The organism is Microbacterium insulae, assembly GCF_042677065.1.
GTDB lineage: Bacteria > Actinomycetota > Actinomycetes > Actinomycetales > Microbacteriaceae > Microbacterium > Microbacterium insulae.
The window spans coordinates 560,719-583,471 of record NZ_JBHTII010000001.1 but is presented as its reverse complement, the minus strand read 5'-3'; the positions used below and the strand labels follow the sequence as shown (position 1 = coordinate 583,471).

The 22,753-nt window shown below is 71.1% G+C and carries 22 protein-coding genes; 16 read left to right on the top strand and 6 right to left on the bottom strand.

All coding sequences use genetic code 11. The annotated features are described in order from the left end of the window. Window positions 1-3 precede the first annotated feature (3 nt). A complete protein-coding gene (locus ACFQ0P_RS02760; RefSeq protein ID WP_204980189.1) occupies window positions 4-648 on the top strand; it encodes a TetR/AcrR family transcriptional regulator in 645 nt (214 codons plus the stop codon). Window positions 649-673: 25 nt separating this feature from the next. Here ACFQ0P_RS02760 and ACFQ0P_RS02755 read toward each other — a convergent pair whose 3' ends face one another. The 3 genes from ACFQ0P_RS02755 to ACFQ0P_RS02745 are packed head-to-tail and all read right to left on the bottom strand — an operon-like array spanning window position 674 to window position 4,325. Further along, window positions 674-1,666 carry an o-succinylbenzoate synthase gene (locus ACFQ0P_RS02755; RefSeq protein ID WP_378771266.1) on the bottom strand — a complete coding sequence of 331 codons (993 nt, stop codon included), beginning with the start codon at window positions 1,664-1,666 and terminating at the stop codon, window positions 674-676. A gap of 35 nt (window positions 1,667-1,701) precedes the next feature. Continuing rightward, the gene (locus tag ACFQ0P_RS02750; RefSeq protein WP_204980188.1) at window positions 1,702-3,363 is read right to left on the bottom strand and encodes an alpha-amylase family protein; all 1,662 of its coding nucleotides are present in this window, start codon (window positions 3,361-3,363) and stop codon (window positions 1,702-1,704) included. Next, a complete protein-coding gene (locus ACFQ0P_RS02745) occupies window positions 3,360-4,325 on the bottom strand; it encodes a TIGR03885 family FMN-dependent LLM class oxidoreductase (protein WP_204980187.1) in 966 nt (321 codons plus the stop codon). Before ACFQ0P_RS02745 ends, ACFQ0P_RS02750 begins: the two co-directional genes overlap by 4 nt. Before the next feature lie 135 nt (window positions 4,326-4,460). Here ACFQ0P_RS02745 and ACFQ0P_RS02740 point away from each other — a divergent pair, with 135 nt between their 5' ends. From ACFQ0P_RS02740 to ACFQ0P_RS02720, 5 genes are all read left to right on the top strand, one after another. Further along, window positions 4,461-4,796 carry a PadR family transcriptional regulator gene (locus tag ACFQ0P_RS02740; protein ID WP_204980186.1) on the top strand — a complete coding sequence of 112 codons (336 nt, stop codon included), beginning with the start codon at window positions 4,461-4,463 and terminating at the stop codon, window positions 4,794-4,796. Between the two features lies 1 nt (window position 4,797). Beyond that, on the top strand, window positions 4,798-5,760 hold the full coding sequence (locus tag ACFQ0P_RS02735) for a permease prefix domain 1-containing protein (RefSeq protein WP_204980185.1): 963 nt from the start codon (window positions 4,798-4,800) through the stop codon (window positions 5,758-5,760). A gap of 147 nt (window positions 5,761-5,907) precedes the next feature. Beyond that, a complete protein-coding gene (locus ACFQ0P_RS02730) occupies window positions 5,908-6,708 on the top strand; it encodes an LLM class F420-dependent oxidoreductase (protein WP_204980184.1) in 801 nt (266 codons plus the stop codon). Window positions 6,709-6,728: 20 nt separating this feature from the next. Next, window positions 6,729-7,640: a 1,4-dihydroxy-2-naphthoyl-CoA synthase gene (locus ACFQ0P_RS02725; protein WP_204981505.1), complete on the top strand. Its 912-nt coding sequence runs from the start codon at window positions 6,729-6,731 to the stop codon at window positions 7,638-7,640. A 91-nt stretch (window positions 7,641-7,731) separates the two neighbouring features. Continuing rightward, window positions 7,732-8,886, top strand: coding sequence for an AMP-binding protein (locus ACFQ0P_RS02720; protein WP_204980183.1), 1,155 nt, complete (start codon window positions 7,732-7,734; stop codon window positions 8,884-8,886). Between the two features lies 1 nt (window position 8,887). Here the strand turns inward: ACFQ0P_RS02720 and ACFQ0P_RS02715 are convergent, their stop codons facing one another. Next, window positions 8,888-9,271, bottom strand: a complete 384-nt coding sequence (locus ACFQ0P_RS02715; protein WP_204980182.1) for a VOC family protein — start codon at window positions 9,269-9,271, stop codon at window positions 8,888-8,890. Window positions 9,272-9,352: 81 nt separating this feature from the next. On the opposite strand from ACFQ0P_RS02715, the gene ACFQ0P_RS02710 reads away from it, so the two are divergent. Further along, entirely contained in the window at window positions 9,353-10,333 is a 981-nt protein-coding gene (locus tag ACFQ0P_RS02710) for a 1,4-dihydroxy-2-naphthoate polyprenyltransferase (protein ID WP_204980181.1), read from the top strand. 15 nt (window positions 10,334-10,348) lie between these two features. On the opposite strand, the gene ACFQ0P_RS02705 is transcribed toward ACFQ0P_RS02710, so the two are convergent. Next, window positions 10,349-10,621 (bottom strand): DUF4229 domain-containing protein, encoded by a 273-nt coding sequence (locus ACFQ0P_RS02705; protein WP_204980180.1) that lies wholly within the window; start codon window positions 10,619-10,621, stop codon window positions 10,349-10,351. A 93-nt stretch (window positions 10,622-10,714) separates the two neighbouring features. Here ACFQ0P_RS02705 and ACFQ0P_RS02700 point away from each other — a divergent pair, with 93 nt between their 5' ends. The 3 genes from ACFQ0P_RS02700 to ACFQ0P_RS02690 are packed head-to-tail and all read left to right on the top strand — an operon-like array spanning window position 10,715 to window position 13,874. Further along, entirely contained in the window at window positions 10,715-11,197 is a 483-nt protein-coding gene (locus ACFQ0P_RS02700; protein ID WP_204980179.1) for a PLD nuclease N-terminal domain-containing protein, read from the top strand. A gap of 1 nt (window position 11,198) precedes the next feature. Continuing rightward, window positions 11,199-12,992, top strand: coding sequence for a 2-succinyl-5-enolpyruvyl-6-hydroxy-3-cyclohexene-1-carboxylic-acid synthase (gene menD, locus ACFQ0P_RS02695; protein WP_204980178.1), 1,794 nt, complete (start codon window positions 11,199-11,201; stop codon window positions 12,990-12,992). Between the two features lie 18 nt (window positions 12,993-13,010). After that, entirely contained in the window at window positions 13,011-13,874 is an 864-nt protein-coding gene (locus ACFQ0P_RS02690) for a PPK2 family polyphosphate kinase (protein ID WP_204980177.1), read from the top strand. A gap of 157 nt (window positions 13,875-14,031) precedes the next feature. Here ACFQ0P_RS02690 and ACFQ0P_RS02685 read toward each other — a convergent pair whose 3' ends face one another. Next, window positions 14,032-15,321: an isochorismate synthase gene (locus tag ACFQ0P_RS02685; protein WP_378771259.1), complete on the bottom strand. Its 1,290-nt coding sequence runs from the start codon at window positions 15,319-15,321 to the stop codon at window positions 14,032-14,034. Window positions 15,322-15,344: 23 nt separating this feature from the next. Here ACFQ0P_RS02685 and ACFQ0P_RS02680 point away from each other — a divergent pair, with 23 nt between their 5' ends. From ACFQ0P_RS02680 to ppsA, 6 genes are all read left to right on the top strand, one after another. Then, the gene (locus tag ACFQ0P_RS02680; RefSeq protein WP_204980176.1) at window positions 15,345-15,884 is read left to right on the top strand and encodes a DUF402 domain-containing protein; all 540 of its coding nucleotides are present in this window, start codon (window positions 15,345-15,347) and stop codon (window positions 15,882-15,884) included. 113 nt (window positions 15,885-15,997) lie between these two features. Next, on the top strand, window positions 15,998-16,684 hold the full coding sequence (gene ubiE / locus ACFQ0P_RS02675) for a bifunctional demethylmenaquinone methyltransferase/2-methoxy-6-polyprenyl-1,4-benzoquinol methylase UbiE (RefSeq protein WP_378772341.1): 687 nt from the start codon (window positions 15,998-16,000) through the stop codon (window positions 16,682-16,684). Further along, a complete protein-coding gene (locus tag ACFQ0P_RS02670) occupies window positions 16,681-17,736 on the top strand; it encodes a polyprenyl synthetase family protein (protein WP_204980174.1) in 1,056 nt (351 codons plus the stop codon). The genes ubiE and ACFQ0P_RS02670 overlap by 4 nt, the downstream gene beginning before the upstream one ends. 66 nt (window positions 17,737-17,802) lie before the next feature. Then, complete coding sequence (locus ACFQ0P_RS02665) at window positions 17,803-19,173, top strand: FAD-dependent oxidoreductase (protein ID WP_204980173.1); 1,371 nt, start codon at window positions 17,803-17,805, stop codon at window positions 19,171-19,173. 25 nt (window positions 19,174-19,198) lie between these two features. Next, the gene (locus ACFQ0P_RS02660) at window positions 19,199-20,227 is read left to right on the top strand and encodes an alpha/beta hydrolase (RefSeq protein WP_204980172.1); all 1,029 of its coding nucleotides are present in this window, start codon (window positions 19,199-19,201) and stop codon (window positions 20,225-20,227) included. 79 nt (window positions 20,228-20,306) lie between these two features. After that, window positions 20,307-22,733 (top strand): phosphoenolpyruvate synthase, encoded by a 2,427-nt coding sequence (gene ppsA, locus ACFQ0P_RS02655; RefSeq protein ID WP_204980171.1) that lies wholly within the window; start codon window positions 20,307-20,309, stop codon window positions 22,731-22,733. Window positions 22,734-22,753 lie beyond the last annotated feature (20 nt).

The following is a 22,753-nucleotide window of genomic DNA, read 5'->3' as shown; positions in this document are numbered from 1 at the left end:
CGGATGACCGACACCGTCGCCGTGACCTCGCGACGTCGCGAGGCGACCCGCCAGAAGCTGCTGGATGCCGCGGCCCAGGTCTTCGCCGAGGTCGGGCTGGACGCGGCATCCGTCGAGGCCATCTGCGATCGCGCCGGATTCACCCGCGGCGCGTTCTACTCCAACTTCGAGTCGAAGGACGAGCTGTTCCTCGAACTCGCCGCGAACGTGGCGCGCGAGCGCGTCGCGGCCGTGCGCGGGCGCGTCGGCGAGCTGGAGCGCGCCGGAGCCTTCGAAAGCACCGCCGGCGATGCGCTGGAGATCATCCAGCAGGTGCTGGACATCTCGGCGGACGATCGTCTGGGTGTGCTGCTGATGAGTGAGATCCGCATCCACGCGCTGCGCAATCCCGCGCTCGCGTCGGCGTATCTCTCGCAGGACGACGAGATGCGCGAGAGCGTCACCCAGATCATCGACGACATCGGACGCGCGAACGTTCTGCGGTTCCGGCTGCCGTCCGACGAGGCCGCGCGGCTCATGCTCACGGTGTGGGAGGGAGCCGCCGTGCGCTCGGTGATGGCGGGCCTCGACAACGACGAGATGTGCCGTCGGACGAACGAAGAGCTCGCGCGCGTGGCCCAGCTCATCATCGAGCCCCCGCGGGCCTGAGCCCGCTTCCGCGCTCGCGCGCCCGTCAGGAAAGCAGGGCGTGGCAGCGGGCGATGCGCTCGAGCCACCACTCCCGCCGGTCCGCGGATGCCGTGTGCCGCTCGAGGAGCGCCGGATCGGGCGCGATCCGCCCGACGGGCAGTGCCCCGGCGACGGGCGTGAGGGAGGGGTCTGCGACGTCGGCGGCGAACAGCGACGCCGTGCCGAGCCCGCAGTCGTAGTCGAGCTCGGGGAGGGCCGCCGCCAGCGCGACTCCCATCGCCAGTCCCACCGACGTGTCCAGCGCGCTGGAGACCACCGCGGGCAGCCCCGCCCTTTCGACGAGCGCCAGCGCCCGGCGCACCCCGCCGAGCGGCTGGGCCTTGATCACGAGCAGATCTGCCGCGCCCGCGCGCGCGACGGCGAGCGGATCCTCCGCCTTGCGCACGCTCTCGTCCGCCGCGATCGGGATCTGCATGTACTTGACGCGCCGCCGCAGCTCGGCGAGCTCGTCGACCGTGGCGCAGGGCTGCTCGGCGTACTCGAGGTCGTACTCGGCGAGGGCGTGCAGTGCGCGCTCGGCCTCGTCCACGTTCCACGCGCCGTTGGCGTCGATCCGGATCCGCCCCTCGGGCCCCATCGCCGCGCGCACCGCTGCGACACGGGCGACGTCGTCGGCGAGGCGCTGGCCCGGCTCCGCCACCTTGACCTTCGCCGTGCGGCACCCGTCGAAGCGAGCCAGCACGTCGGGGACGGATGCCGCGGCCACCGCGGGCACCGTGGCGTTCACGGGTACGACCTGACGCACCGGCGCCGGCTGCGGCATCCATCCGAAGTCGACGGCGGCGGCCAGCCAGGTCGCCGCCTCGGCGTCGGGGTACTCGGTGAACGGCGAGAACTCGGTCCACCCCTCGGGGCCTTCGAAGAGAACCGCCTCGCGCACCTCGACGCCGCGGAACCGCGTCACGAGCGGAAGGGCGACGACCCGCGCGCTCTGGAGGATCTCGGGGAGTGGGGGGACCGTTGTGGCGATGCTCACCCGCCCATCATGCCCCGCGCGGCGCCAAGAGCGGCTCAGCCGATCCGGCCGTCGCCGGGTCGTGCGACCCGCTGCCACGACCAGCCGTAGGGCGGCAGCTCGACCTCGACCCGTCCGCGCTCGTCGAGCGGCGTGCTGCCCGGGCCGAACAGGTCGCTGAGCGCGGTGCCCTCGGGCTCGTCCTCGAGGGTGACGCGCACCGACGCGGGCTCCTCCGTGAAGTTGTGGAACGCGATCATCCTGCCGACGTCGGCGCTGACCGAGTGTGCGAGCACGCCGGGCGAGTCATGCTCGAGGATCTCGAGCTCGCCCCAGCCGATCTCGGGAGAGATGCGGTAGCGCGCCGTGAGGCGGCGGAAGAAGTGGAGCAGCGAGCCCTCGTCGTCGATCTGATCCGCCACGTTCACGTGCTGCGGCGAGTAGCCGCCGTCGGGCGGACGCGCCTCCAGGCGCGACGGCGGCGCGGTCGAGAAGCCCCCGTTGCGCTCGGCGCTCCACTGCATGGGCGTGCGCACCGCCATCCGGCCGGGGATATCGGGGTTCTCTCCCAGCCCGATCTCCTCGCCGTAGAACATCACCGGTGTGCCGGGAAGGGAGAAGAGGAGGCTGTAGACCATGCGGATCCGACGGGGATCGCCGCGGAGCATGGTCGGCAGCCGCCGGGTGATCCCGCGACCGTAGACGCGCTGCGACTCGTCGGGCGCGAACACCGTGAACACCTCTTCGCGCTCGGCGTCGGTCAGCTTGTCGAGCGTGAGCTCGTCGTGGTTGCGGACGAAGTTCGCCCACTGCGACTCCGGCGCGATGGCCGGCCGGCTGCGCAGCGCCTTCACAAGGGGGCGGGGGTCCGAGCGGGCAAGCGAGAGGTACAGCGCCTGCATCCCCACGAAGTCGAACTGCAGCGTGAGCTCCTCGCCCTCACCGGTGCCGAAGTACGCCCGCTGCTCCCGGTACGGCAGGTTGACCTCGCCGAGGAGCACCGCGTCCTTCGACCGCCGCTGGAGGAATCGGCGCAGATCGCGCAGGTACTCGTGCGGGTCCGAGAAGTCCGCGCCCTCGGGCACCTCGAGCAGGAACGGCACGGCATCCACGCGGAATCCGCTGATGCCGAGCTGCAGCCAGAACCCGATCGTCTTGGCGATCTCGTCGCGCACCGTCGGATTGGCGATGTTGAGGTCGGGCTGATGACTGTAGAAGCTGTGCAGGTAGTACTGCCCCGACTTCTCGTCCCGCTCCCACAGCGTGCTCTCCTCGCCGGGGAACACGGCGTTGACGTTGTTCTCGGGCGGCTCGTCGCGCCACACGTAGAAATCGCGGTACGGCGACGTGCGCGAGCGCCGGGCCGCCACGAACCACGGGTGCTTGTCGGACGTGTGGTTCACGACCAGATCGACGATGACGCGGATGCCGCGATCCCGCGCCGAGCGGATGACCTCGACGAGGTCGCCGTGATTGCCCAGTCGCGGATCGACGCCGTAGAAGTCGGTCACGTCGTAGCCGTCGTCGCGGTCGGCGGTCGGATAGAACGGCATCAGCCACAGGCACGTGACCCCGAGGTCGGCGAGGTAGTCGATGCGCCGTCCGAGTCCGGTCAGGTCGCCGACGCCGTCGCCGTCGGTGTCGAGGTAGGTCTCGACGTCGAGGCAGTAGACGACGGCCGTCTTCCACCACAGGTCTCCGGTGTCGGTGATCTTCACAGCGACCTCCGCAGCGCCGGGAGCAGCTCTTCGCCGGCGCGGGTGAGGAAGGTCTCCTGGTCCTTTCCGACGTGGTGCAGGTAGACCCGGTCGAACCCGATGGCCACGAGCTCGGCGACGCGCTGGGCGAGGGAGCCGGCATCGGCATCGACGAGCACGGCCTTGCGGAGCTCGTCCTCGTCGGGGTCGGCCGTTGCGGCGTCGAAGTCCTCGGGCTGCTCGAAGTCCCACGCCCGCGGCGGACCGATCAGGCCGTTCGGCCATTGATCCTTCGCGAGGGCGAGGGCCGCGGCATCCGTCTCTGCGAGCGAGACGTGCACCTGCAGGACGCACGGTCCCTCGCCACCCGCGGAGCGATACGCGTCGACGACCCGACGCAGCGCGTCCGGCGACTGCGCGACGGTCGTGAGCCCGTCGACGCGGCCGGCGAGCCACCCCGCGGTCTCAGCGCTGACGGCCGCACCGAGCAGCGGGGGAGCCTCGGCGGGCCGGGACCACACCCGCGCCCGGTGCACGCGCACCGCGCCGTCGTGGTCGACCTCGTCGCCGCCCAGCAGGCGCCGGATCACGTGAAGAGACTCGTCGAGGCGGGTGTTGCGCTCGTCCTTGGGTGGCCACGGGTCGCCCGTGACGTGCTCGTTCATGGCCTCGCCGCTGCCGAGGGTCGCCCAGAAACGGCCCGGGAACATCTCCTCCAGCGTCGCGATCGCCTGCGCGATCACGACGGGGTGGTAGCGCTGGCCGGGAGCGTTGACCACGCCGAGGGAGAAGGATGTCGAAGCCAGCGCCGCCCCGAGCCACGACCACGCGAAGCCCGACTCGCCCTGCCGCACACCCCACGGCTGCAGGTGATCGGAGCACATGGCCCCGTCGAAGCCGGCTTGTTCGGCGGAGATGACGGCGCGGAGGAGCGCGCTCGGCGGGAGCTGCTCATGGGAGGCGTGAAAACCGACGAGGACCATCATCCGAGTCTTCGGCCACTGGCGCGGGAGCTCAAGGGTCTTGCAACCGGCGCGATGTCGCCCGCAGTCATCATCGGAAATCACATAACAATGTGCCGTTGACGATAGTGTGTGACACACAGTACAGTGTGAGCCATGAGCGAAACCGAGATCCTCGACACGCACCTGCAGGAGCTGCGGCGCGGCACGGTGGTGCTCGCCTGCCTGCGCCTGCTGGAGGCTCCCGGCTACGGGTACGGGCTGCTCGAGCAGCTCGGGGTGCGAGGATTCGCCACCGACGCGAACACGCTGTACCCGCTGCTGCGACGCCTCGAGAAGCAGGGCTACCTCACGAGCGAGTGGAACACCGACGAGGCCCGGCCGCGCAAGTTCTACCGCACCAGCGCCGCGGGCTCACGCCTCGCCGGCGCGCTCACCGACGAATTCCGCGCCATCGCGACAGCGATCGGCGCCCTCCCCGAGGAGAACTGACATGACCGCCGCCACCACGCTCACCGACCGCTACGTCGACGCCGCGATGCGCACTGTGCCCGAGTCGCAGCGCGCGGACCTCGCGACCGAGCTGCGCGCCTCCATCGAAGACCAGATCGAGGCGCGCGCCGCCGCGGGCGAGGCGCCGGACGCGGCCGAGCGCGCGGTCCTCGAGGAGCTCGGCGATCCCGACAAGCTCGCCGCCGGGTACACCGACCGCCCGCTGTGGGTTGTCGGACCGCGCTATTACCTCCAGTGGTGGCGCCTGCTGAAGCTCCTGCTGTGGATCGTGATCCCGTGCGCCGTGTTCGGCGTCTCGCTCGGCATGGTCCTCGACGGTGCGACATTCGGCGAGATCATGGGGACGATCTGGCCGCTGGCCCTGACGGTGGCCGTGCACCTCGCGTTCTGGACGACCCTCGTCTTCTTCGTCGTCGAGCGCTCCGAGAGCCGCGGAAAGCCGATCGAGCTGGGGGCCTGGAGTGTCGACCAGCTGCCGGAACCGCGTCCACGCGGCGCGGGCCTGGTCGAGCTGGTGTGCTCGCTGGTCTTTCTCGTCCTCGCCGCAGGCGCGATCCTGTGGGATCTCTTCATCGGGTTCGTGCCGACCGAGCCGGGTCTGTCGTTCCTCGACCCGGGGCTGTGGCCCGGATGGATCTTCGCGCTCTTCGTGCTCATGGCGCTCGAAGCCGGCCTCGCGGTCACCGTCTACGCGCTCGGCCGCTACACCGTCTGGCTGGCGATCGTGAACGGGGTCCTCAACGCGGCGATCGCGTTCCCGGCGATCTGGCTGCTCATGCAGGGCGAGCTCATCAACCAGGAGTTCTTCCCCACGATCATCGGCCCGGAGGGCGCCGAGGTCGGCGCGATCGTATCGACCGTCGCGGGCTTCATGATCGCGGGGATCGCGATCTGGGACACCATCGACGGCGCCCTGAAGGCGGTCCGCGCTCGCCGGGGTTGAACCCGCCTTCGCAAAGTCGCGCGGGAATCGCAGGATCAGAGCGATCCGGTGCGAGACCGGCGCGATTCTGCGAATCTCGCGAGGTGGGACGGATGCCGGGGCCGCGGCATCCGTCCCACCCCCGTGCGCCGGTTCTAGGCTGGATCCATGCCTCTTCTCGACACGCCCGTGCGCCTCGGCGTGCAGCTGCAGCCCCAGCACGCCCCTTATCCCGCCTTCCGTGACGCCGTGCTGCGGCTGGAGGAGATGGGGGTCGACATCCTCTTCAACTGGGACCACTTCTTCCCGCTCTCGGGCGACCCCGACGGGCTCCACTTCGAGTCGTGGACGATGCTCGCCGCGTGGGCCGAGCAGACCGAGCGCGTCGAGTTCGGGGCCCTCGTCAACTGCAACAGCTACCGCAACCCCGACCTGCAGGCCGACATGGCGCGGACCATCGACCACATCTCGGCGAAGGACGGCACGGGGCGCTTCATCTTCGCGACCGGCTCGGGGTGGTTCGCCCGCGACTACGAGGAGTACGGCTACGAGTTCGGCACGGCCGGCTCCCGTCTCGACGACCTCGCCGAGGGCCTCGCGCGGATCGAGGCGCGCTGGGCGAAGCTGAACCCGGCGCCGACCCGCGACATCCCGGTCATGATCGGCGGCAAGGGCGAGCAGAAGACGCTGCGCCTCGTCGCCCGGCACGCCGACATCTGGCACAGCTTCGTGCGCCCGGAGGAGCTCCCGCACAAGATCGAGGTCATCGAGCGCTGGGCCGAGCGCGAGCAGCGTCCCAGCGACGGACTCGTGATCTCGAACGAGCTCGACCGGCGTGGCGAGGACGTCGCCGACCGCCTGTACGACGGCGGGGTGCGCCTGTTCACGCTGGCCTTCCACGGACCGGACTGGGACTACGACCTCGTCCGCTCGTGGCTGCGCTGGCGCGACGCGAAGAACGGCGCCTGAGCCGCGGCATCCCCCGCCATATGCTGGAGCCCATGGTCTCGGAGCTCTTCGACGCGGAACTGTGGATGCCGGCGCCCGGCGCCGAGCGGTACACCGACATCACCGCGCACGTGTCGAAGGACGGTCGCATCGCGCGCATCGCGTTCGACCGGCCCGAGGTGCGCAACGCCTTCCGCCCGCACACCGTCGACGAGCTCTACCGCGCGCTCGACGACGCGCGGCAGGATCCCCGCATCGGCGTGGTGCTGCTCACGGGCAACGGCCCCAGTCCGAAGGACGGCGGCTGGGCGTTCTGCTCGGGCGGCGACCAGCGCATCCGCGGCCGCGAGGGCTACACCTACGCCGCCGACGATGCCACCGCCCCCGACCCGGCGCGCGCCGGCCGCCTGCACATCCTCGAGGTGCAACGGCTGATCCGCTTCATGCCGAAGGTCGTGATCGCCGTGATCCCCGGGTGGGCGGCCGGCGGCGGGCACTCCCTCCACGTCGTGTGCGACCTGTCCATCGCGTCGGCCGAGCACGGGCGCTTCAAGCAGACCGACGCCGACGTCGGCTCGTTCGACGCTGGTTACGGCTCGGCGTACTTCGCGCGGCAGATCGGGCAGAAGTTCGCCCGCGAGGTGTTCTTCCTGGCGGAGGAGTACTCCGCGCAGCGCGCGTTCGAGATGGGCGCGGTCAACCGGGTCGTGCCGCACGCCGACCTCGAACGCGAGGCAGTCGCGATGGCGCAGACGATTCTCACCAAGTCGCCGACCGCGATCCGCATGCTGAAGTTCGCCTTCAACGCCGTCGACGACGGGCTGGTCGGTCAGCAGGTGTTCGCGGGGGAGGCGACGCGCCTGGCGTACGGCACCGACGAGGCCGTCGAGGGGCGCGACGCGTTCCTCGAGAAGCGCGACCCCGACTGGTCGCCGTACCCGTGGCAGTATTGACGCGCTGCGGATCAATGCGAAGCGTTGATGCGTGGCGGGTCAACATTGAGTAGCACCGCGCAGCGGCGCGTATCGAAATGCAGGCCAAGAAATGAAGCTCGAGCCGGTGGTCGGCGATGATCCTCGCGAGATCCTGCGGGGTCTTCGCGGGGCGCTCCATGGCGCCGGTCCGGCGCTCGGTCTCGGCCTCGTCAGCGACCTGCCCGCCGAGGTGAACCCCGGCACGGCCGTCGTGGTGACGACGTCCGGGTCCACGGGCGTGCCGAAGAGCGTCGTGCTCAGCCGCGACGCCCTCACGGCGAGCGCCCTCGCGACGGCCGACCGCGTCGGTGACGGGGCGTGGCTGCTCGCCCTTCCGGCGAGCTACGTCGCCGGGATGCAGGTGCTCGTGCGCTCGATCGTGGCCGATCGCGAGCCGGCGATCCTGGCGGGCGCGTTCACCCCGCAGGCGTTCGCCTCCGCCGCGCTCATGATGGCTTCGAGCGTGGGCGGCGTGCGGGTGCCGACCTATACGTCGCTCGTGCCCGCGCAGGTGGCCAAGCTGCTGGATGCCGCCGCCGCCGACTCCGCGGTCCTCACGGCGCTGCGCTCCTTCGAGGCGATCCTCGTCGGAGGCCAGGCGCTTCCGCCGGTGATCCTCGAGCGCGCCCAGGATGCGGGCGCGCGTCTCGTGCGCACCTATGGATCGACCGAGACCTCGGGCGGCTGCGTCTACGACGGCGTCCCCCTGCGGGGAGTAGGCGTGCGCATCGTGAGCGGGGAGGTTCAGCTGTCCGGGCCGACGCTCGCCGACGGCTACCTCGGCGCACCGGAACTGACCGGCGACGTCTTCCGGCGTGATCCCGACGGCACGCGGTGGTACCGCACGGGCGACGCCGGGATGCTCGAGGACGGGATGCTGCGCGTCCGGGGCCGGATCGACAACGTCATCGTGTCGGGCGGCGTCAACGTGTCGCTCGACCGTGTCGAGCGCATCGTGCGGACCGTGCCCGGTCTTGCTTCGGCCGTCGTCGTCGGAGTGCCCGACAAGCGGTGGGGCGAGGCATCCGTCATCGTCGCCACCCGCGGTGAAGCGCTCCGGCGCAGCGAGGCCGTTCAGCTCGAGGAGGCGCGGGCGGCGGTGTCGGCCGAGATCGGGCCGCACGCACGTCCCTCGCGACTGGTGCTCGTGGACGAGCTCGACGTCCTTCCGTCGGGCAAGCCCGACCGCGAGGCCATCCGCCGCGCGGTGGCCGCGCTGCACTAGGTCACGTGCGGTCGAACGCGCCCGTGTCGACGACGCAGAAGCGGTTGCCCTCGGTGTCCTCCAGGACGATCCAGTCGGCGTCCTCGGGGTACGCGTCCCAGTCCACTTCGCGCGCGCCGATCGCGAGGAGCCGCTCGACCTCCGCCGCCTGGTCCTCGGCGTACAGGTCGAGGTGGATGCGCGGCGGATAGTGCTGCGGGTACCCGGTGATCGACAGCGCGAGGCTCGCGCCCGGCGCGGCCCAGCCCGCCTTGTCGGGCGGGTCGAGGATCACCCAGTCGTCCCCCGGCTCTCCGCGGTTGACGTAGCCGAGGGCTTCGCGCCAGAAGCTCCCGGCACGATCGATGTCTTCGACGGTCAGCACGATCGATCCGATGTTCAGCATGCCGCCATCCTGTGCCCCCCGTGCGACGCGGGCCAAGGGGCTTGCGCGCGCGCAGACGACCGGCGTCTAGGATGACCATTCGTGGCAGGCACTCCCAGCAAGAAGCGCAAGCACCCGGCTCCCAGGAAGAAGGCGCCGCGCGGCAATCCCCAGAAGCCGGGCCCGTCGCGCGATCCGCGGACCGTGGAGCCCGCGACCACCCGCGACTGGATCGCGGCGGCGCGCCTGCGCACCCTGCCTCTCGCCGTGACCCCCGTCCTCATCGGCACGGGGGCCGCGATGCTCGTCGTGGACGAGTTCCACTGGGTGATCGCGCTGTTCTGCCTGATCGTCTCGGTGTCGCTGCAGATCGGCGTGAACTTCGCCAACGACTACAGCGACGGCATCCGCGGCACCGACGACCGGCGCGTGGGCCCCGCGCGACTGACCGCCTCGCGCAAGGCATCGCCGCGCGCGGTGCTGACCGCCGCGCTGCTCTTCTTCGGCATCGCCGCCGTCGCGGGTCTGGCGATCACCATCCGCACGCAGCAGTGGTGGCTCATCGCCGTCGGTGCGGTGTGCCTCGTCGCCGCCTGGTTCTACACCGGTGGGAAGCGGCCGTACGGCTACTACGGCCTCGGCGAGGTCGTGGTCTTCGTGTTCTTCGGGCTCGTTGCGACTCTCGGCACCACGTGGGTGCAGGCGTTCTCCCTCCCGCAGGAGGCGTGGTTCGGAGCCGTCGGCGCGGGGCTGCTCGCGTGCGCCGTGCTGCTCGCGAACAACCTGCGCGACATCGACCAGGACCGTGTGGCGGGCAAGCGCACCCTCACGGTGCTGATCGGGCGGACGCCGACGCGGTGGCTGTTCAGCCTCTTCGTCCTCGCGCCGTTCGGCATCGCCGTCTTCCTCGCGCTGTTCTACCCGATCGCGTGGCTGACGCTGCTCGTGCTGCTCGCGGCGCTGCCCGCGATCCTCATCGTGTGGACCTACCGCGACCCGCGCGAGCTCGTCGTCGCGCTCGGCCTGACCTCGCTCACCTCGGTGGCCTACGGCGCGTTCCTGTTCTGGGCGTTCGTGGGCTGAGCCGCCCGCGGTCCGTCAGTCGTCGGCCGCTTCGGCCGCGGCATCCTCGGCCTGTTCGTCGGTCGCGGCGCGGCGCTCGCGCTCGCGCCGCTCGGCCATGCCGGACGTCATCTCCTCGAGCGGACGACGCAGGAACAGCACCGACAGGCTGAGGCCGATCAGGGCCGCGAAGATCGCGGCGAGCCAGTAGTACTCGCGCATGATCGGGAAGAGCATGAGGATGCCGAACGGCACGAGGAAGGCGAGGAGCCGCAGCACCGAATAGAGCAGGGCGGAGCGGGCTTTCACGCGTCCATCGTAATCGAGCGGCGCGTGGTTACTCCCGGCGACGGTTCGGTCACGACAGGGCCCGGTCCGTCCGCGCTCGCCTAGGATGGGAGGATGACACGGGCCCTGCTGATCCTGGCCCTGGTGGCCACGGCCTTCTGGGTCTACACGATCGTGGACTGCGCCGTCCAGCCGCCCACGCGGCACCGGGGTGTGAGCAAGCCGATCTGGATCCTCATCGTGGTGCTGATCCCCGTGCTCGGCGGACTCCTGTGGCTGGTCGTGGGTCGCACGCGCAAGTCGACGATCGCGGCGCGCCGCGCACCCGACGACGATCCCGAGTTCCTCGGGCGGCTCGGAACGATCTCCGACCAGGACGAGCGCATCCGCCGCCTGGAGGAAGAGCTCGCGCAGCTCGACGCCGAGGACGACGACCCGCGGTGGACGACACCGGGCGCGGCGACGGCTGGCCCCGAGACCCCGGGTACGACAACCCCGGGCACGCCCGCGTCGGCGGCACCCGACATCCCTTCCGACCCGCCCGTGCGCCCCACCGACGACGGGGACGAGCGCGGACAGCGCGGAGCCTTCGGCTGACGTGTCCCGACCCGAGCGCGGACTCGCCTCCGCCGCCACCGACGCTGCCGCCGCGCTGCTGACCCGCCTGGTCGAGCTGGGTGTCTCGCACATCGTCCTGAGCCCCGGCTCCCGCTCGCAGGCGCTCGCCCTCGTGGCGGCCGAGCTCGAACGGCGCGGCGCGATCCGGCTGCACGTGCGCATCGACGAGCGGGTCGCCGGTTTCACCGCTCTCGGGATCGGGAGGGAGACGGGGATGCCGGCGGCCGTGGTGTGCACGTCGGGCACCGCGGTCGCGAACCTGCTGCCGGCCGCGCTCGAGGCGCACCACGCCGGGGTGCCGCTGCTGCTCCTGACCGCCGATCGTCCGCCGGAGCTGCGAGGGGTGGGGGCGAACCAGACGACGCGGCAGCCGGGGATGTTCGCGCCGAACGTCCGCTTCGAGGCGGATCTGCCGGTGCCCCAGTACGCCGATGCGGCGGAGGATGCCGAGCGCGGCGCGATGTTCCGCCGGGTCGCCGAGGATGCCGTGGCGGCAGCCCTCGGGGTCGGTCTGCGCCCGCCGGGGCCGGTGCACGTGAACCTGCCGTTCCGCGAGCCCCTCGCGGGCGACCTTCCCGCGTGGTTCGGCGTGCCGGGCCCCGCGGGCACGGCGACGGAGGCGTCCGAGGAGTCGGAGGACGAGGCATCCGGAGCGCTGTATCAGGGCGGTGGCGGCATCGGGGAGTCGGACCTGCCGGACGATCCCGACGACCGTCCGTTCGTGCTGGAGCCCGGGCCGCGGACGGTCGTGGTGGCGGGTGCCGACGCGGGACCGGGTGCGGAGGAGCTGGCCCACGCCGGGTCGTGGCCGCTCATCGCCGAGATCGTCAGCGGCGCACGGTTCGGCCGCCACCTCGTGCACGGGTACCGCGCACTCCTGCGTGACGCCGAGCTGGGCGGACGGGTGGAGCGCGTCGTCGTGCTGGGGCATCCGACCCTGAGCCGCGAGGTGACGGCGCTCCTGTCGGACCCGGGCGTCGAGGTGATCGCGTTGCGCGGACCGGGGGAACCCCTGAACCTCAACGGATCGACGACCGCGGTGGATGCCGTCGCCGTCGCCGTCGGTCCCGGCGAGGCTGATCGCGCGTGGCTCGGCGCCTGGATGCAGGCATCCCGCGAGGCGATGGTCGACCTCGCCCCGCCGGCGCCGGACGCGGACGGCCTGTCGTCCGCGGTGCCGCAGGAGCGTCTCGGCGCGATCGCGGCGGAGCTCGCGGTCGTGCGGGCACCGCTCGACCGCGCGGCACTCGTCGACGCGGTGTGGCGGGCCACGTGGCCGCACGACCGCCTGGTGTTCGGTTCGTCGCGCCTCGTCCGGGTCGCCGACGAGGTGCTGGGCGGCAAGAAGGTACCGGTGCACGCGAACCGCGGTCTCGCCGGCATCGACGGCACCGTGGCGACGGCGACGGGGATCGCGGTGGCGAGCCAGGGCGAGGAGCGCCCCGGTGTGACGCGGGTGCTGCTCGGCGACCTGGCGCTGCTGCACGACGTGGGGGCGCTGCTGCTGCCTCCGGGCGAGGACGAGCCGCGCATCCAGGTCGTGGTCGGCAACGACCACGGCGGGACGATCTTCGACGGTCTCGAGGTGGCCGGGATCGCCGGGGCCGAGGCGATGGACCGTGTGCTCCTCACCCCGCACGCGGTGCGGCTCGAGCACCTGGCACTGGCGTACGGCTGGGAGTACCGGAGGGTGACGACGCGTTCGGCGCTCGACCAGGCCTTGACTTCGCCGGTCGGCGGACGCCAGCTGATCGAGGTGCCGCTGGAGCGGTAGGCCCGCCATGATGGGCACATGATCGCGAAGAGCCAGAAGCACTGGACCGGAGATGTCGCCCAACTGCTGCGCGTCGGCGAGGGGTTCGTGCTCGACGACGTCGATCCGTCGGCGACTCCGGGTTACGAGGAGAACAAGGCGCAGGCCGCCGAGGATCTCGCGGCGGGGGCGCTTCAGCTGGACGAGTACCAGGAGCGGCTGTTCGCCGAGAGCCGCGTCGGTGCCACACGGGCCTCCGTGCTCCTCGTGCTGCAGGCGATGGACTCGGCGGGCAAGGGCGGCATCGTGCGGCACGTGGTCGGGTCGGTCGATCCGCAGGGGGTGTCGATCACGGCGTTCAAGAAGCCCACGCCGGAGGAGCTCGAGCACGATTTCCTGTGGCGCATCGCCCAGCGGCTGCCGGAGCCCGGCGTGATCGGGGTCTTCGACCGATCGCACTACGAGGATGTCCTCATCGGGCGCGTGCGCGAGCTGGCGTCTCGCGACGAGATCGAGCGGCGCTACGGTGCGATCAACACCTTCGAGAAGCAGGTGACGGATGCCGGAACCCGCGTCGTGAAGGTGATGCTGCACATCTCGTCGGACGAGCAGAAGGCCAGGCTGGGCGAGCGACTCGACCGCCCTGACAAGCACTGGAAGTACAACCCCGGCGACGTCGACGAGCGGGAGCTGTGGCCGGCGTACATGGACGCCTATCAGCGTGTCTTCGACCGCACGTCGACCGAGCACGCGCCGTGGCATGTCGTACCGGCGAATCGGAAGTGGTACGCGCGGCTGGCGGTGCAGCACCTGCTGCTCGAGGCTCTCGAGCAGATCGACCCGCAGTGGCCGGCGGCGACGTTCGACGTGGAGGCGGAGAAGAAGCGGCTGGCGCAGACCTGAGCTTCGCGGGCGCGCCGCGTCGCGCGGCCGGATCGTCGATGCGTTCTCGCCGCATCGTGTGTCTCGGCGAAGGCGAGGTGTATCCGTTTTCCGTATGTGAGTTCGTGTTCACAGATGCGAGATGGGTTCGTCTCCGCGTCGCCACCCCGGCCGACCCTCAAGCGAGGGCGTCGACGATCGGGCGGAACTTGACACGGGTCTCGAGCAGCTCGGTCTCGGGGTCGCTTCCCGCGACGATCCCGGCGCCCGCGTGCGCGACCACCGGCATCGTGTCGCTGAACTCCGCGAAACCGCGCACGGGGTCCCCGCCGATCTGCGCGCAGCGCAGGGCGATCGCCCATTCCCCGTCTCCGTGAGCGTCGACCCACCCGACCGGTCCCGCGTACCGGCGCCGGTCGAAGGGCTCGATGCGACGGATGACTTCGATCGCGGCATCCGTCGGCGTTCCGGCCACGGCCGCTGTCGGGTGCAGCGCCGCGACGAGGTCGAGCGCCGACGCGTGATCGGCGATCTCGCCGGCGACGTCGGTCGCGAGGTGCCACAGGTTGGGAAGCTCGAGCGCGAACGGCTCGTCGTCGGCGCGCAGCGTGCTCACGTGCGGGGCGAGCGCATCGAGCACGCTCTGCACCGCGTACTGGTGCTCGTCGAGATCCTTCCCGCTGTGGGCGAGGCGGAAGGATGCCGCGGCGTCCCCCTCGTTGTCAGCTCCGCGCGGGATCGTCCCGGCGAGCACGCGGGCCGTCACCTCGCCGCCCGACACCGTCACGAGAGTCTCGGGGCTCGCGCCGATCAGACCGTCGACCGCGAAGGTCCACGTGTCGAGATATCCGGTCGCCAGCGCGCGGACGAGACGCCGCAGATCCGCGCTCGCCGGAACCGTGCCGACCAGATCGCGCGCGAGCACGACCTTGCCCACCTCGCCGGTCGCGATCGCCTCGAGCGCCGCGCGCACGGCCGACTGATACCCCGCGGGATCGAGCGCGCCCGGACCCAGGGTCGCCGACCAGTACGGTCCGAAGGGCACGGGCTCCACCACCGGCGGAGAGGCCGTCGAAGCTGTCGAGCGGATCGTCGTGACCCACGACCGGCCGTCGCGGCTCCCCACGATCGCCTGCGGCACGATCAGCCGGCTCGATGCCCGCGAACGCGGGTCGAACGTCAGCGTGCCGAACGCGACCAGGCCCGTGCCGTGCACGCCGACCGGGTCATCGACCTCCGCCGAGGCGGACAGCTCGCGCCAGGCCTCGGCCGGTGAGGGCAGCGCGTCGGGATCGACACCCTCCAGGCCGGTCTCGTACCCCGTGACCGCGTGCCCGACGCCGACGATCCCCTCGCCGCGACGCAGCCAGGCCAGCGGAGACCGGGGATCGGCGAAGGCCAGCAGATCCTCGACCGGATCGATCTCGCGCGTCTCCACCACCAGGTGAGGCAGGCGAGGAGAAGTCACGGCTCAAGCCTAGACTCGGCGAAGTGACCGAAGACGCGCGCCCCGAGCCGGGCACCCGGCTGCTCTTCCGCTGGCGAAAGTGGGACGGCGGAGCCCACTGGGTCCACGAATGCGTGTACCTCGGCAGCGACCGGTGGGGTGACTGGTTCGGCCAGCTCCCCGGATGGGACAGCTCACGTCCGGGCCGCACGTTCACGCCGCAGCATCCCAACGTCACCCTCGTCCCGCCCAGCGGCGAATGGGTGTTCACGCGCAACGCCGCCCCGCACCGCACGCGCACCTACATCGACCTCGCGTGGGACGTGCGGTGGGAAGGCGGGGAGCCCATCGGGATCGACATGGACCTCGACGTCGTCGACCGCGAAGACGTCGGCGTCTACATCGACGACCAGGACGAATGGGACGAGCACCGCGTCGCCTACGGCTACCCGGCCGACATCGTCGAGCGCCTCGAAGCGGCCGCCGCCGACCTCGAGCGGCGCGTCATCGCGCGTGAGGCGCCGTTCGACGACGCCACTCCCGCCGCCTGGCTCGACCGGCTCGCCGCGCTCGGGCTCCGGTGACCGCCCGCCGCGCCCCGGCCGACCGCGCCTAGACTCGGACCGTGGCCCCCGACCCCTCCGAACACGAGCCGAACCGCGCCGATCTGCACAAAGACCCGTCGCGCGTGAGCGGGATGTTCGACCAGGTCGCACCCGCCTACGACCGCACCAACACCGTGCTCAGCATGGGAAACGACCGGTTCTGGCGGGCGGCGACCACGCGCGCCGTCGCCCCGCGCCGCGGTCAGCGCATCCTCGACCTCGCCGCCGGCACCGGCGCCTCGAGCGTCGCTCTCGCGCGCAGCGGAGCGACCGTCGTCGCCGCGGACTTCTCGCCCGGAATGATCGCCGAAGGGCGGCGCCGGCACGACGGCATCCGTAATCTGTCCTTCGTCGAGGCCGACGCGACCGACCTCCCGTTCGGCGACGCGGAGTTCGACACCGTCACGATGTCGTTCGGGCTCCGCAACGTCAACGAGCCGAAGAAGGCGATCGCCGAGCTCCTGCGGGTCACGCGGCCCGGCGGGCGCCTCGTGATCTGCGAGTTCTCGCACCCGCCGTCGCGCACCTTCAACGGCCTCTACCGCTTCTACAACGACCGCGTGCTCCCCGTGGTGGCGAAGGCCGTGAGCTCCAACGCCGAGGCATACGACTACCTCAACGAATCCATCCGCGACTGGCCGGATCAGCGCACGCTGTCGGCGTGGATCCGGGAGCAGGGCTGGACGGATGTCGCGCACCGCGACCTGTCGATGGGCATCGTCGCGCTGCACCGGGCCACCAAGCCCCACGACGACCGGGTCGGTAGGCTGGGTCCGTGACTCCCTCAGCGCCGGGCTCGCGCATCGCGGGCAAGCTGGGCCTCACCGACCGCATCTTCGCCGGAACCCGTTCCCGCAAGCTCCTCTCTGCGGTCGAGGCGGGCCTGCAGCGCGTCGACGCCGCGCTCGAGCGCGAGCTGCGCAGCTCCGATGCGCTGGCCGACACCACCAGCCGGTACCTGTACGACGCCGGGGGCAAGCGCATCCGGCCGGTCCTCGCGCTGCTCACCTCGCAGCTCGGCGACGGTGCGACCGACCGCGTCATCGACGGTGCGACCGCCCTCGAGATGACGCACCTCGGCTCGCTGTACCACGACGACGTCATGGACGCCGCCGACAAGCGCCGCGGAGTCCCGAGCGCCCACGAGGTGTGGGGCAACAGCGTCGCGATCCTCACCGGCGATCTGCTCTTCTCGCGCGCGAGCCAGATCATGGCCCGCCACGGCGACCGCGCGATCCAGCTGCAGGCCGACACCTTCGAGCGGCTCGTCCTCGGTCAGATGCACGAGACGGTCGGCCCGCAGGAGGGCGACGACCGCATCGCGTTCTACCTCCAGGTCCTCTCCGACAAGACGGGCTCCCTGATCGCCGCCGCCGCCCAAGCCGGGGTCATCTTCTCCAACGGTCCCGAGGAGTTCCAGAAGCCGATGGTGACCTTCGGCGAGAAGGCCGGGGTCGCCTTCCAGCTTCTGGACGACGTCATCGACCTCTCCTCCGACCCCGACGAGACCGGCAAGGTGCCCGGCACCGACCTGCTGGCCGGGGTGCCGACGATGCCCTACCTCATCCTCTCCGAGAGGACGGATGCCGCGTCCCGCGCGCTGCGGGAGCGCATCGACGACGGCGTCGCGCGCATCGCCGACGGCGCCGACCCCGCTCACCTCGACGACGCGCTCGCCGACCTGCGCGACCACGAGGCGACGCAGGCCACTCTCGACTACGCGCACGCGTGGTCCGACGAGGCGATCGCGGCCCTCGAGCCGTTGCCCGACGGACCGGTGCGCGAAGCCCTCACCCGCTTCGCTCAGGCCGTCGCCGACCGCTCGAGCTGAGGCATCCACCCGCCCGGTTGTCGAGTGCGGCGAAGCCGCGTATCGAGACACGAAAGGATCTCTTCCATGACCAAGCTCCGACTGGCGATCGTCGGCGCGGGCCCGGCGGGCATCTACGCGGCCGACATCCTGCTGAAGGCAGAGCGCAAGTTCGACGTCTCCATCGACCTGTTCGAACAGCTTCCCGCGCCCTACGGCCTGGTGCGCTACGGCGTCGCCCCCGACCACCCCCGCATCAAGGGGATCATCACGGCGCTGCGCGAGGTGCTCGACCGCGGCGACATCCGCATCTTCGGCAACGTCCGCTTCGGTGAGGACATCACCCTCGAAGACCTCAAGCGCCACTACCACGCGGTGATCTTCGCCACGGGTGCCGTGCGCGACTCCGCCCTCAACATCCCCGGCATCGACGCGGAGGGATCGTACGGGGCGGCCGACTTCGTCAGCTGGTTCGACGGGCACCCGGACGTGCCCCGCGAGTGGCCGCTGGATGCCGAGTCCGTCGCCGTGATCGGCAACGGGAACGTCGCGCTCGACGTCGCCCGCATGCTCGCCAAGCACGCCGAGGACCTGCTCCCGACCGAGATCCCGGACAACGTCCACGCGGGCCTGGCCGCATCGAAGGTCACCGACGTGCACGTGTTCGGGCGCCGAGGCCCGGCGCAGGTGAAGTTCACGCCGCTGGAGCTGCGCGAACTGGGCGAGCTGCGCGACGTCGACATGGTCGTGTACGACGAGGACTTCGACTACGACGAGGCATCCAAGGCCGCCATCGCCAGCAACAAGCAGGTGCTCGTCATCGACCGCGTGCTGCAGTCGTGGCGTCAGCGCCCGTCGGCGAACAACGCCGGGGGCACCGCCTCGCGCCGCCTCCACCTGCACTTCTACGCCAAGCCCGTCGAGGTCGTCGCCGACGACGCCGGTCGCGTCTCGGCCTTCCGCTATGAGCGCACGCGTCCCGACGGCGAGGGCGGGGTCGTGGGAACCGGCGAGATGCGCGAGGTGCCGATCCAGGCGATCTACCGCGCGGTGGGCTACTTCGGCTCGCCGCTCCCGGGAGTGCCTTTCGACAAGCGGCACGGCGTGATCCCCAACCACGAGGGTCAGGCCCTCCACAAGGACTCCAACGAGCGGGTCCCCGGCGTCTACGCCACCGGCTGGATCAAGCGCGGACCGGTCGGCCTCATCGGCCACACCAAGTCCGACGCGATGGAGACCGTGCGGCACCTGATCAACGACCAGGGCTCGTGGTGGACCCCCGAGGACCCGTCGGAGGAGGCCATTCCCGCCCTCTTGGCCGAGCGCGGCGTCATCTGGACCGATCTCGACGGCTGGCACCGCCTCGACGAGCACGAGATGGCTCTCGGCGCGCCGCACGGCCGGGCGCGGATCAAGGTCGTTCCGCGTGAGGAGATGGTCCGCATCTCGCGCGACTGACCCCGTCTCTGCCTAGGCTGAGGCCATGTCAGCCCAGTGGAGCCCCGATGTCCTGGGCAAGCCGTTCGAGCAGCTGACGCTCGATCTCGGCGTGAAGGGGGAGTCGGGAGAGCTCCTTGTCGCGACGCTGGTGCGCAGCATCCCGGATCCGCTCACCTCCTGGTGGCGGCCTCTGCGGGATGTCGACGTGCTGTACGTCCACGGCTGGTCCGACTTCTTCTTCCAGACCGAGCTCGCGCGATTCTGGACCGACCGCGGCGCGCGCTTCTTCGCGCTGGACCTCCGACGGTACGGGCGGAGTCTGCGGCCCGGGCAGTCGCCCGGGTACATCGACGCGCTGGACGACTACGACGTCGACATCGAGGCCGCGCTCGCCGAGATGGGCCACGCGCCGGCGGCCGACGCGCGCCGTCGGCTCGTACTCCTCGGCCACTCGACCGGCGGCCTCACGCTCACCCTGTGGGCCGCGCGGCATCCCGGCCGCGCGACGGCTCTCGTGCTCAACAGCCCGTGGCTCGAGCTGCAGCTCGGCGCCATCGGACGCCAGGCGATCGCACCCCTCGTGCAGGCGCGCGCTCGGTGGGATCCGCGCGGCAACCAGCCGGCGGTCGACCTCGGGTTCTACACACGGGCGCAGACCGAAGTCGGCGCGCTGCCGCTCGCGGTGGACCGGCCCGAGTGGCGCCCCGAGCGCGGCTTCCCCACGCGCCCGGCCTGGCTGGCGGCGATCCTGGACGGGCATCGTCGGGTGGCGCGCGGCCTCGACGTGGGGTGCCCGGCCCTCGTGCTCCTGTCGACGAGGTCGTCCCCGCCGCTGGCGTGGGACGAGGCGATGACGTCGTCGGACTCGGTCCTGGTGGTGGACGACATCGCCCGCAGCGCGACGCGGCTGGGCTCGCTCGTCACGATCGCGCGCCTCGACGGAGCCATCCACGACGTCTTCCTCTCCCGGCCGGAGCCGCGCGCGGCGGCCTATCGCGCGCTCGCGCAGTGGATGACCGGATGCCTCGTGCCGAGGCATCCGCCCTCCCGCTCGGAACAGACCGTCCGGTAGGACCTTCGGCCCGCGGGGAGAGTCAGCCCGCAGAGACACTGTTCCCGCATCGCGACAGTCCGATGCGAAGGAGGAGTGCATGAGCACCGTCATCCCGCTCGCCGACATCTCGATGGCCGATCTCCCGGAGGTCGGCGGGAAGAACGCCTCCCTCGGAGAGATGATCGGCCGGCTCGCAGAACGCGGCGTCCGGGTTCCCGGCGGCTTCGCCACGACGGCGACGGCGTACCGCAGCTTCCTCGCCGCGGGAGGACTGGACGCCAGGATCGAGCGGATGCTCTCATCGCTGGATGTCTCGGATGTGACGGCGTTGACGCACGCCGGCGCCGCCATCCGATCGATGATCGAGGAGCAGCCGCTGCCGCCGGAGCTCGAACGGGACATCCGGGAGGCGTTCGCCCGCGCGGTCGGGCACGAGTCCGACCCCGATGTGACCTGGGCGGTCCGTTCGTCGGCGACGGCCGAAGACCTCCCGGATGCCTCGTTCGCAGGACAGCAGGAGACCTTCCTGCACATCGCCGGTGCCCGGAACATCCTCGCGGCGATCAAGAAGGTGTTCGCGTCCCTCTACAACGACCGCGCGATCGCCTATCGCGTGCACCAGGGATTCGCGCACTCCGATGTCGCGCTGTCGGCGTCCGTGCAGAAGATGGTCCGGTCCGACGTCGGCGCCTCCGGCGTGATCTTCACGCTCGACACCGAGTCGGGCTTCCGGGACGCCGTGCTGATCACCAGTGCGTACGGCCTGGGTGAGGCGGTCGTGCAGGGCGCCGTGAACCCGGACGAGTTCCTGGTCTACAAGCCGGGACTGCGAGCCGGGCGCCCCGCCATCCTGCGGCGCCGCCTCGGCCAGAAGGCCATCGCGCTGCGCTTCGCGGGCGAGAGCACCGTCGACCACAGCACCGTGTTCGAGGACGTCGCGCCGGAGGAGCGCGCACGATTCAGTCTCACCGACGACGACGTCGTCGAGCTCGCGCGCTATGCGCTCGTGATCGAGGAGCACTACGGACGGCCGATGGACATCGAATGGGCCAGAGACGGTCGCGACGGGCTGCTCTACATCCTGCAGGCGCGTCCCGAGACGGTCGCCTCGCGGGACGACGGAGCGAGTCTCGACCGGTTCGTCCTCCACTCCCACGGCGACCTTCTCGCCTCTGGCCGTGCGATCGGTCAGCGCATCGGGGTGGGAGCCGTGCGCGTCATGGCCTCCGTCGCCGAGATGGATCGCGTTCGCCCGGGTGACGTCATCGTCGCGGACATGACCGATCCCGACTGGGAGCCGGTGATGAAGAGGGCGGCCGCGATCGTCACCGACCGGGGCGGGCGGACGTGCCACGCGGCGATCGTCGCGCGCGAGCTCGGCATCCCCGCCGTCGTCGGCACCGGAACCGCCACGCGGGACCTCATCGACGGAGCGGTGGTGACCGTCAGCTGCGCCGACGGCGTCAACGGGCACGTCTTCGCAGGGTCGGCCGATTTCACCGAGGAGCGCACGCGCATCGACCGGATGCCTCCCATCCCGGTGGACCTGATGATGAACGTCGGCGCGCCCGACCAGGCGTTCGCCTTCGCCGAGCTGCCCCACGCGGGCGTCGGGCTCGCCCGCCTGGAGTTCATCATCAACGAGATGATCGGCATCCATCCGCAGGCCCTGCTCGACCTCGATTCGCTGGATGGGGTGATCGCGGACGAGATCTCGCGACGCGTCGCCCCGTACGGCGGGCCGCGGGAGTACTTCGTCCGGCGGCTGGCCGAGGGCGTCTCGATGATCGCTGCCGCCTTCGCTCCGAAGCCGGTGATCGTGCGCACCAGCGACTTCAAGACCAACGAGTACGCCCACCTGCTCGGCGGGGACCGGTACGAGCCGACGGAGGACAACCCGATGCTCGGCTGGCGCGGCGCGTCGCGCTACGTCACCGATCGGTTCGCCGAGTCGTTCTCGATGGAGTGCGAGGCGCTGCGCTTCGTGCGCGACGAGATGGGCCTGGCCAACCTCAAGATCATGATCCCCTTCGTGCGGACCGTCGGCGAGGCGGCGGCCGTCGAGGCCGCGCTGGCGGCCAACGGCCTGCGGCGCGGGCAGAACGGCCTCGAGGTGATGATGATGTGCGAGATCCCGTCCAACGCGATGATCGCCGACCGCTTCCTCGATCACTTCGACGGCTTCTCGATCGGCTCGAACGACATGACGCAGCTCGTGCTCGGCGTCGATCGCGACTCCGAGCTCGTTGCTGCGGCCTTCGACGAGCGCGATCCGGCCGTCCTCGAGGTGCTCGGCCTGGCGATCGACGCGTGCAACCGGCGCGGGAAGTACATCGGGATCTGCGGGCAGGGTCCGTCGGACCATCCCGACTTCGCCGAGTGGCTCGTCGACCGGGGTATCCGCTCGATCTCGCTGAACCCCGACAGCATCGTCGGGACCTGGATGCGCCTCGCCCAGCGCGGGGCCTCCGCGCTCCCCGAGCCCGAGTCCGCTCTCGAGCCCGCGGGGGGACGTTCGTCCTGAGGAACCGGTTGCGCACCGGC